The organism is Pseudomonas sp. BF-B-30, assembly GCF_019956305.1.
GTDB lineage: Bacteria > Pseudomonadota > Gammaproteobacteria > Pseudomonadales > Pseudomonadaceae > Aquipseudomonas > Aquipseudomonas jessenii.
Genome location: NZ_JAHBDG010000020.1, coordinates 38,004 through 48,361, shown reverse-complemented (window position 1 = coordinate 48,361; position 10,358 = coordinate 38,004). Strand labels below are relative to the sequence as shown.

The 10,358-nt window shown below is 60.4% G+C and carries 7 protein-coding genes; 5 read left to right on the top strand and 2 right to left on the bottom strand.

Features of this window, described 5'->3' with window-relative positions; all coding sequences use genetic code 11:
- The first annotated feature begins 154 nt into the window (after positions 1–154).
- The 5 genes from KGB29_RS12525 (at position 155) to KGB29_RS12505 (ending at position 6,943) form a co-directional block, all read left to right on the top strand.
- Entirely contained in the window at positions 155–1,891 is a 1,737-nt protein-coding gene (locus tag KGB29_RS12525; RefSeq protein ID WP_150812576.1) for a type I secretion system permease/ATPase, read from the top strand.
- 6 nt (positions 1,892–1,897) lie between these two features.
- Entirely contained in the window at positions 1,898–3,238 is a 1,341-nt protein-coding gene (locus KGB29_RS12520) for an HlyD family type I secretion periplasmic adaptor subunit (RefSeq protein ID WP_057714099.1), read from the top strand.
- Between the two features lies 1 nt (position 3,239).
- Positions 3,240–4,568 (top strand): TolC family outer membrane protein, encoded by a 1,329-nt coding sequence (locus tag KGB29_RS12515; protein ID WP_057714098.1) that lies wholly within the window; start codon positions 3,240–3,242, stop codon positions 4,566–4,568.
- A gap of 201 nt (positions 4,569–4,769) precedes the next feature.
- The gene (locus KGB29_RS12510) at positions 4,770–5,900 is read left to right on the top strand and encodes a carbon-nitrogen hydrolase family protein (RefSeq protein WP_150812575.1); all 1,131 of its coding nucleotides are present in this window, start codon (positions 4,770–4,772) and stop codon (positions 5,898–5,900) included.
- A gap of 2 nt (positions 5,901–5,902) precedes the next feature.
- Positions 5,903–6,943 carry an AraC family transcriptional regulator gene (locus KGB29_RS12505; protein ID WP_057714096.1) on the top strand — a complete coding sequence of 347 codons (1,041 nt, stop codon included), beginning with the start codon at positions 5,903–5,905 and terminating at the stop codon, positions 6,941–6,943.
- Positions 6,944–7,287: 344 nt separating this feature from the next.
- On the opposite strand, the gene KGB29_RS12500 is transcribed toward KGB29_RS12505, so the two are convergent.
- Both KGB29_RS12500 and KGB29_RS12495 read right to left on the bottom strand, forming a co-directional pair.
- A complete protein-coding gene (locus KGB29_RS12500) occupies positions 7,288–8,151 on the bottom strand; it encodes a DUF2242 domain-containing protein (RefSeq protein ID WP_150812574.1) in 864 nt (287 codons plus the stop codon).
- Between the two features lie 203 nt (positions 8,152–8,354).
- Entirely contained in the window at positions 8,355–10,226 is a 1,872-nt protein-coding gene (locus KGB29_RS12495; protein WP_150812573.1) for a SurA N-terminal domain-containing protein, read from the bottom strand.
- Positions 10,227–10,358 lie beyond the last annotated feature (132 nt).

The following is a 10,358-nucleotide window of genomic DNA, read 5'->3' as shown; positions in this document are numbered from 1 at the left end:
ACGCTGCTGCATAAGGGAGCAACGCAGCGATTTCGGAAGACTCGCCATCCATAGAGCGACCAGCCTGCGTGTCCATAAGCTGTTTACGGGACTACATTTACTGTTAGCTGTTGCGCTCCAAGGGCAATCGGCTTTTCGCAGTGGGAGGATCAAAATGCCCAAGCAGTCGAGCATCCGTTCAGAACTGGCCGACGCGCTCTTTCGCCTGCGCCGCAGTTTTTATTCGCTGGCTGCGTTCAGCGGTGTCATAAACGTCATGATGTTGACGCCAGCTATTTATATGCTGCAGGTTTACGATCGAGCCCTGGTCAGTCGCAACGTCACGACGCTGACGATGCTGACTGTCCTGGTAGTAGGTCTGTTCTTGCTGATGTCCACGCTGGAAATGGTCCGCACCCGCGTACTGATCCGGGTCGGCAACTGCCTCGACATGGACCTCAACCGACGCATTTTCACTGCTGCATTCGAGCGCAACCTGAACCGCGCCGGAGGTAACCCGGCCCAGGCCCTGCAGGACCTCGCGCAGGTTCGTCAGTTCGTCACCGGCAACTCCCTGTTCGCTTTCTTCGATGCACCCTGGACGCCTATCTACCTGCTGGTCGCCTATTTGATTCACCCGATACTCGGACTGATCACGCTGATCGGCTCGCTGATTCTGGTGGCCCTGGCCTGGCTCACTGAAAAGGCGACGCAGAAGCCGCTGGCCGAAGCCAATCAGGCCGCCCTCTCCTCCGGCCAGTACGCCAACAACAACCTGCGCAACGCCGAGGTCATCGAGGCCATGGGCATGCTGCCGTCGATCAGCAAGCGCTGGTACCAAAGCCATTTGCGCATTCTGGAAATGCAAACCCTGGCCTCCGATCGTGCCGCCTTGATCAGCAGCACCGGGCGCTTCGTGCGGATCACTTTGCAGTCGCTGATCCTCGGCGCCGGCGCGCTTCTGGCGATCGAAGGCAAGATCACCCCGGGGATGATGATTGCCTGCTCGATCCTCACCGGCCGCGCACTGGGTCCGGTGGAACAGGTCATCGCGTCGTGGAAGCAATTGCTCGGCTGCCGCTCGGCCTGGGGCCGTCTCAACGAGATGCTGCAAGACTTTCCGCGCCGGCCACCGAGCATGTCACTGCAGCGGCCAATGGGCATGCTGGCGGTGGAGAATGTGTATGCCGGTGCCCCAGGGACCACCAACACGATTCTGCGCGGTGTGAGCTTCAGCCTTGTCCCCGGCGAAAGCCTTGGCATTATCGGTCCGTCCGCCTCGGGCAAATCCACCCTCGCCCGCTTGCTGGTTGGCGTCTGGCCGACGCAGGCCGGCAAGGTGCGCCTGGACGGCGCGGACATCTTCAACTGGAACAAGGGCGAACTGGGTCCCTGGCTCGGCTACCTGCCACAGGACGTGGAGCTGTTCGAGGGCACCATCGCCGACAACATTGCGCGCTTTGGCGAAGTGGACAGCGAAGCGGTCATCCGCGCCGCCAAGATCACTGGCGTGCACGAGATGATCCTGCGTTTTCCGCAGGGTTATGACACCCGCCTGGGCACCGATGGCAGCCCGCTATCCGGCGGCCAGAAGCAGCGCATCGCCTTGGCCCGCGCGCTGTATGGCGAGCCCAATCTGATCGTGCTGGACGAGCCGAACGCCAACCTCGACGACGTCGGCGAAAAGGCCTTGGTCGATGCTCTGGCCGAACTCAAGGGCCGTGGCGCCACCGTCATTCTGATTTCTCACCGTCCCAACGTACTCTGTGCCGTCGATAAGGTGCTGATGCTGCGCGACGGCGGCGTGCAGATGCTAGGTACGCGCGATGAAGTATTCGCAGCGCTGCGCAAGGCCAGTGTGATCCCTGCAGGCGCATCAACTCCGCTGGCCTCCGTCAAAGCACGGGAGTGACCGATCATGCAAATGAGCCAACATACCGAGATGATTACTGCCGATCCCAGGAGCGTGGTAGACCTGGACGTCGGCAAACCCGCGCGGTGGGGCGTGTGGCTGGTGCTTGCCGGCTTCGGCGGCTTCCTCCTGTGGTCCTGGCTGGCGCCACTGGATGCCGGCGTGGTAGCGACAGGCACGGTCAAGGTCACCAGCAATCGCAAAGCCGTGCAGCATCTGAGCGGCGGTACCGTGGAGGCCATTCTCGTTCGCGAAGGCGATCTGGTGACAAAAGGCCAGGAGGTGGTCCGCCTCGATTCACTGCGTGCCGCTGCCGAACAGGGGGCGGTCAGCGCCCAGTACATCGTCAGCAAGACGGTGGAAAACCGTCTGGAAGCGGAACGTGACAACCGCGATGTGGTGAACTTCGATCCTGAACTGCTCAAGCGCTTCAAGGATGACCACCGCCTGGAAGCCGCCATGGACCTGCAACAGCGCCTGCTCGACACCCGGCGCGCCGGTCTCGCTGGCGAAATCAGCATCCTGCAGGAGAACCTGGCGGCGTCGGCAGTGCAGCTCAAGGGCCTGCAGCAGGTCTATAGCGCCCGCGCCTCTCAGATCAGTTTCCTCAACCAGGAACTGCAAGGCACCCGCGTGCTGACGGCCGAAGGCTATGTGCCGCGCAACCGCCTGCTTGAGCTGGAGCGCAGCAACGCCGACCTCGCCGCCGGCCAGGCCGAGAACCTCAACAACATCGCCAGGGTGCGTAGCCAGACCACCGAAATCAAGCTGCGCATCCTGCAGCGCCAGCACGATTACCTGAAGGAAGTCGAGTCGCAGCTGACGGAAACCGCCAAGGAAAACACTACCCTGGCCGACCGCTTGCGCGCCCTCGACTACGAAGTGACCCACACGGTGATTCGTTCGCCGATCGACGGCATGGTCCAGGCCCTGAGCATCGCCACCGTCGGCGGGATCATTCAGCCCGGCTTCAAGATCATGGAAATCGTTCCGGTCAACGAACCGTTGCAGGTCGACGCGATGATTCCCGTGCAGGCCATCGACAAGATGTTCCCCGGCCTGCCCGTGGACATTTCCTTCCCGGCTTTCAACCATGCCCAGACGCCAAACATCCCCGGCCGCGTGATGACCATCTCCGCCGACCGTCTGATGGACGAGGAAAGCAAGCAGCCGTTCTATCTGGCCCAAGTGGAAGTCACCCCCGATGGCATGAGCCTGCTTGGCACCAATCACATTCGCCCCGGCATGCCCGCCAGCGTCACCATCAAGACAGGCGAACGCAATATGTTGAGCTATCTTCTTAAACCAATGCTCGAACGTGTGGACAGCTCATTCAAGGAACAATGAAATGGACCGTCATTGCCTGCTCTTCTGCCTGATGGGGTTGGCCTTGCCGGCCGACGCGATGGACCTCAAGCAAGCCTGGGACCTGTTGCAGTTCCAGGGCCCTATCTATCAGGCCGCCGTGCATGAAAAAAAGGCCGGCGGGGAAAACCGCGCTATCGGCAAGGCCGGCCTGCTACCGCAGATCAATGCCTCGGCCTACGACAACAAGGTCAACGGCACACAACGCCAGAGCGGTATCGAAAGAGATCTCGACTACGACTCCAAGGGCGCTAACGTGCGCCTGCGCCAACCACTGTTCAACAAACAGAAAATGGCCGAATACCGCCAGGGTCAGCAGCGTGCCGACTACAGCAACGCAGTATTCGATGCCAAGAGCCAGGACGCCGCGGTGCGCCTGGCCGAAAGCTATTTCGATGTGCTCCTGGCCAGCGAAACCATCACCCTGGCCAAGTCCAAGCTGAACGCCTTCGACGAACAACTCGCCTCGGCGAAACGGCGCCTGGAACTGGGGGCCGGCACCGTCACCGACGTCGACGAGTCGACCGCTCGCCGCGACCTCGCCGAAGCCGAACTGATCGAAGCGCAAGACAACCTGGTCAACGCGCGCCGCAAGCTCGAGGAATACATCGGTGAAACCCCCGAATCGCTGACCACCTTGCGTCCGAGCTTCGATACACCACCGCTGCAGCCGAGCAACCTGCAGGATTGGCTGGTCAAAGCCCAGACCGACAGCCCCCTGCTCCATGCGCGCCGCTATAGCCGCAACCTCGCCGAGGAAGAAGTGAAGCGCGCCAGGGCCGGCCACTGGCCAACCCTGGATTTCGTTGCCGGCTACACCGCGGGTGAGAGCCAATCACTCTCCGAGCTGAATCAACGCAACCGCTACGGTTCGATCGGACTGGAAGTCAATATCCCGCTGTACAGCGGTGGCGGCGTCAGCGCGCTGACACGCCAGGCCAGCGCCAACAGCGACAAGGCCTCGGACGAGCTCGACGCTGCACGACAGGAGGTCATCACTGGAACCACCCGTGAGTATCAAGGCATTCTGAGCGGTGCCAAACGCATTCGCGCGCTGGAGAAGGCCGTAGCGTCCAACGAACGCTCACTGGCATCGTCACGCAAGGGCTTCAAGGAAGGCGGCACCAGCACCAACTCGGACGTCCTCAATGCCGAAGAGCTGCTTTTCGTTGCGCGCCACGATCTGTTCGATGCCAAGTTGCGCTATTTGATGTCGCGCCTGCGCCTGGCCTCCTCGGTGGGCAGCCTGGGCGACGACGATATCGACCAGATCAACAACTACCTCGGCCCGGAACTGCTGGTCACCAACTGACGCTCACCTGCCGGTCGGTCAAGCCGAATGATGGCAGACCGGCGCCCTTCCTCCTATGATCCCCATCCAGCCATTCATGGCCGCGTCGCGGCGCAGAAAGGCAGCCGCCAGCGAAAAAAACAGCCAACGCTTGAAATTTGCCCACTAAGGCCTTGATTCCCTTTATGCTCGAACCAGTTCCAGGCTGTAAACTGTTTCCCCATGCGCAAACTTTTGTACCTGACATTTTCCATGGCGTTGCTCGCCGCCCTCACGACCTACGCGATGTGGGCCGCAGACCGGCCGGTGGGTCATTACCTTTCGGATCTGCGGATCAACCTGGCTGTCGACCAGGGCACGCCTGCGGACCGTGGCAATCTGTTGGGCATTCAGCCCGAACTGTTTCCCACCGATTATCAAAGCCCCGAGCGTTTGCACCGCAAGCTCGCGGCCTATCTGCAAGCAGCCCGGGACCAGAGTCTGTTGAACGACAAGACCGTCGTCGTATTGCCGGAGCACGTCGGTACCTGGCTGATGGTCAGCGGCGAGAAGGATGAGTTGTACCAAGCCAGCACCCTCAAGGAGGCCATGAACTGGCTGGCGGTGAGCAATCCCCTGAAGTTCGCCAAGGCGTTGATCAGCGCCGAGGGCGGCAACCGTCTGGACGATGCCCACTTGCGTATGAAAGCCAAGGCGATGGCCAGAGACTACCAGGCATTGTTCGGAGGGCTGGCCAGGGAATTCCACGTGACGCTGGTGGCGGGTTCCATCGTACTGCCCGAACCGAGCATCATCGACGGCACCTTGAGAATCGGCCGCGGCGCGCTGTACAACAGCAGCGTGGTGTTCAACAGCGAGGGCCTGCCGATCGGCCAGCCCCAGCGCCAGATACACCCGTTCTTCGCAGAACAGAACGGGATCAAGGCGAACGGCGAGCACTCGCTCAATGTCGTTGATACCCCCGCCGGAAGGCTGGGCGTATTGATCGGTCACGACAGCTGGTACCCGGAAAACTACCTCAAGCTCAACGACCAAAGCGTACAACTGGTCGCGGTACCGGCCTTTGTTGCCGGCCGTGGCACCTGGGATCAACCGTGGCGTGGCTACAGGGGCTCGTCAGCGCCGACATCGGTCATCTTGCAGCCTGGAGAAGTCAGTGAAGGCCAGGCCTGGCAGCGCCTGAATCTCACGACCCGGACACCTGCCAGTCAAGCCGTCGCTGGCATGAGTGTGTTCCTGCGGGGTCAGTTCTGGGATCAGGGCAGCGCCGGACACAGCTTCCTCAGCAGTAACGGCCAGCATTTTGCCGACGGCAATGCCCATGGTGCGCGTTTGCTGAACCTCTGGTTGTAGCCATGAAGCCGCAGCCGATGCGCCTGGGCGATCTGTCGGTGGGCTTTGTTCATAGCCTGGCCGATGCCGTGCGCAGTCATGGCGTCGATCCTCAACCACTGCTCGATCAATACGGCCTAGATGCCGGGCGCCTGAGCGAAGCCGGTGCCCGACTGTCGATACCGCGCTACATGCGCCTGGGCCACAGCGCCATTCAACTGACCGGCAACCCGGCCCTTGGTTTGCGCATGGGCCAGCTCAGTCGCCTGAGTCAGGCTGGCCTTGCTGGCGTCACTGCGGCCCAGGCGCCGACGGTACGTGAAGCCGCCCGCTGCCTGATTCGATTCGAAGCCTTGTATGGCTCCAATTATCGGGGCCAATCAAGCTTTCACGAAGACGCCCAGGGCGCCTGGCTGCGCTTCTATTCGATCAGCCCCTATAACGCCTACAACCGCTTTGTGGTGGATTCGATCATCGCCGGCTGGTTGCAGCAATTGTCCAGTGTCAGCCCTGCCCCGCTGCGCGCCGAACGCATCGAGATCGAATTCGAGGAGCCCGGCTACCGCGCGGCCTATGACGTGTTGGGTGACTGTCCGATTCAGTTTGGCGGCGAGCGCAATCAACTGCGCTTGAGCCTGGAAAGTCTCGCCCAGCGCAACCCCGAGCATTGCCCGAGTACCTGGCGGCATTTGCTGCAACTGTGTGAGCGAGAACTGGAACAACTGACACGCACCCGCAGCCTGCGCGAACGCATCATCGCGCTGCTGGGACCCTTGCTCAATGGTGGCCGGGAACCCGACCTGCAAGAGGTGGCGGCACGCCTGAAGCTGCCCACCTGGACCCTGCGCCGCAAGCTCGCCGAAGAAGGCACGCAGTTTCGTGCAATTCTCAACGACACCCGTCGCGACCTGGCCATGACCTACATACGCGACACCGAACTGGCGTTCGGAGAGATCGCCTACCTGCTGGGTTTTGCCTCAGCCGAAGCGTTTCAACGCGCATACAAACGCTGGAACGGACAGACCCCCGGCGAATTTCGCCGCAGTCATCGCCAATCCGCCTGATGCCTACAACTCGGTAGCGTCTTCCGCCGGCTCCAGTGGGTCCAGTTCGAAAGCCTGGTACTCGAGCAGCTCTTCTTGATAATCGTCCATTTTTGAATCCCCCAACCCATGCTGAAAAACGTCTGAATAAATGACCAATTCCCTGAGCATAAAGTGCCCGCGTGAAAGAAAAATGACGCGGACACGACACTCTGTCGCTACTGAATAAAACGTAGCAGCTGGTCAGGAATTTATCATCGGATTTTTTCGCGGGAGGCCACAGAACAGTGGTCCTGGTTGACGAGGGTCAATCTTTTGGCTGGCCACGGGATCGGGTCATCCGACCCGATCCCGTGACCTCTCCATCACTGACCTGAGGCAGGCATCGCCGGGATGGGTTCGCTCGGCGCAGGCAAATCACTCGGGTTCGACGGTGGCGTGACGATTTCCTGGAACGATGCAGGCTCTACACCCTCGGTCGGCGTGATCGGTGCCGCTTCAGGAGGCGGGGCAACCGGCTCGGAGGCCGCTGGAGCCGCTTCAATGGATGCAGGTGCAGGTGCAGGTGCAGGCGCTGGTGCAGCAGGCTCTACAGCGGGAGCCACTGCCGGGGCAGGTGCCAGTGGTGCCGGCGCTGCCTGGGCTTCAGGCATGCCCAGGTCCGTTTTCGGCTTTTCGGGGATGTGCGCAGCCTTTTTCGCTTCCGGCGGCAGGAACAGTTCGACCAGTGCGAAGAAACGCTCGTAGAACTTGGCAGACGATACGGTTTCGCTGGCGACCTTGACCATCGAGTCATCGGAGGAGCCGATCGGCATCGACACCGAGCCCAACACACCCACTCCGAGACTGGCGGAGTTGTTGGTCTTCTTCAGCGCATAACGATCCTGCAGGGCGTTGGCGAATACGGTCGCGTGGTGCCCTTCGCTGCCGTCATCGGTACAGACCACGCTGAAGCTGATCTCCATGTGGTTCTCGCCGGTCTGCTGGAAGCTCTTGTGACCGCTGACCAGCTTCGAATCGTTGCTGGTGATGATGTAACCCTGGCTGAGCAAGGCACGACGAGCGGCTTCACAGCTCTGGATATCGGTGACCGGATAGTTTCGGGAAAAGGTACCGGAGTCGTCGAAATTCTCATGCTCATAGATGGCGGTCTTGTTCGATGAACAACCGGCCGCAGTGGCAAGCACGGCTGCCAGCCCGACAACCCGCATGGGAAGTGATTTAAACATTGAACATCCTGAGGAAAACGGTTCGGGGCATATTGTGCAACAGATCGATGCTTAGCGGAGCATCGATCATGTCTTAAAACGGTTACAGGCTGATTGACCCCGGTTTTGCGCAAAAGTCACCGCGGCAAGTGACGTACGGCCAAACAAAAAGACCCCGGCCTTCCGGCCGGGGTCTTTTGTGCAGCGCTAAACCTGATCAGGCATCAGTAACGCTTGATCTCCGCCTGGCTTTCCAGCTGCTTGCGGTAAGCCGCGAAGTCTTGCTGGCCAATGCGGGAAGCGAGGTAGCGACGATACTGTGCTTTCTCTTCTTCGGTCGGCGCCGCTGCTTCGTTCACGCCATTGAGGCGCACGATCATCAGGCTGCCATCCGCCAGCGTCACGCTGGTGAAGGTCGGCTTGTCCTTGGACGCAGGCTTCGCCATGCGGAACAGCGCTTGCAGCACCGCAGGATCGACCCCTTCCTGAGCGCGAGTCGCCGCTTCCGTGACTTTCCAGGCCTGGCCGTCGACCGCCTGATCCAGCGGAGTCTTGCCATCGCGCAGGCTGGCAATCAGGGCGTCAGCCTTGGTCTTGGCATCGGCGCTGGCGTGTTCCTTGGCCAATTGCACACGGATCGCAGTAGAGACGCTTTCCAGCGGCAATTGCGAAGGTTTCAGGTGCTCCTTGGCACGCAACACGACCACGGTTTCCGGATCGAGCTCGATGGCAGTGCTGTTCGCACCCTCATCCAGGACCTCCGGGCTGAACGCGGCAGTGATCACGGCACGGTTGGCTGCAATACCCTCACCGCCTTCACGGCCGAACGGCTTGGACGTGTGGACGCTCAGTTTCAGGTCTTGTGCCGGTTGCGCCAGGTCCGACGCTTCGAATGAAGCGTCTTCCAGTTGCTTGGTCGCCTCGACAAAACGCTGTTCGACCTGCTGGGTCTTCAACTCGCGGGTCAGCTTGTCTTTCAGGCTGGCGAATGTCGGAACTTCAGGCGCTTCCACGCCCAACAGCTTGATCAGGTGGAACCCGAAATCGGTGCGAACCGGCGCCGAAACCTGGTCCTTGGCCAACGAATACAGGGCTTTCTCGAACGCCGGGTCGTAGACGCCAGGACCGGCATAACCCAGGTCACCGCCGTTGTTCGCCGAACCCGGATCCTGGGAGAATTCCTTGGCCAGAGCCTCGAATTTCTCGCCCTTGGCCAGACGAGCCTGGATCTCTTCGATCTTCGCCTTGGCTTGCGCCTCGGTGGTCTTGTCATTCACTTCAATCAGAATGTGCGCCGCCTGGCGTTGCTCGGACAGGTTCGCGATTTCTTTCTGATAGGCCGCCTGCAGGTCTTCGTCATTAACGCTGACCTGATCGAAGAAGGAAGCTTTCTTCAGCTCGAGGTAATCGATGACCACCTGATCCGGCGTCATGAATTCCTTGGCGTGCTCGTCGTAGTAGGCCTTGACCTCATCGTCGGTCAGCTTCACCGCTGCCGGGTCGGCCTTGATGTTCAGCGAGGCGAAATCGCGGGTCTGTTTTTCCAGACGGGCAAACGCCAGTACCTGTGCATCGGTCACGAAACCGCTACCGGCGAGACCGGCACGCAGCTGACCAATCAGCATTTCCTGAGCCAGCATCTGGCGGAATTGCATACGGGTATAGCCGAGTTGGCGAATCACCTGGTCGAAACGCTCGGCGCTGAACTTGCCATCCACCTGAAACTCAGGCGTTTGCAGGATGACCTGATCCAGAGCTGCTTCGGAAAAGGCGAATTTCGAGTTTTCTGCGCCTTGCAGCAGCAGTTTGCGATCGATCAGACCCTTGAGAGCCGACTCGCGCAGCATTTTTTCATCGAGCAAGGAAGCATCGAAATCCTTGCCCAGCTGTTGCATGAGCTGACGGCGTTGCATATCGACCGCCTGGCTCAGTTCGTTCTGGCTGATTTCTTCGCCATTGACCTTCGCCGCTTCATTCGTGTTCGTCGTGGCCTGAAAAATGGCGTCGAAACCGGTCAAAGCCATCAGTGCAACGATGACCCCGATAATAGTCTTGGCAATCCAGCCTTGTGAATTGTCCCTGATATTCTGCAGCATGCGTCCCCCAGAAACGGTTGAACTTCAAAAATTAGGCAACCGTGGAGCGTGGGTAGAATCCGGATAGAAGAAAGGCGCATCCGAGGATGCGCCTTCTCGTAACTGGCGGAGCGGATCGAGGGGCTCGAACTG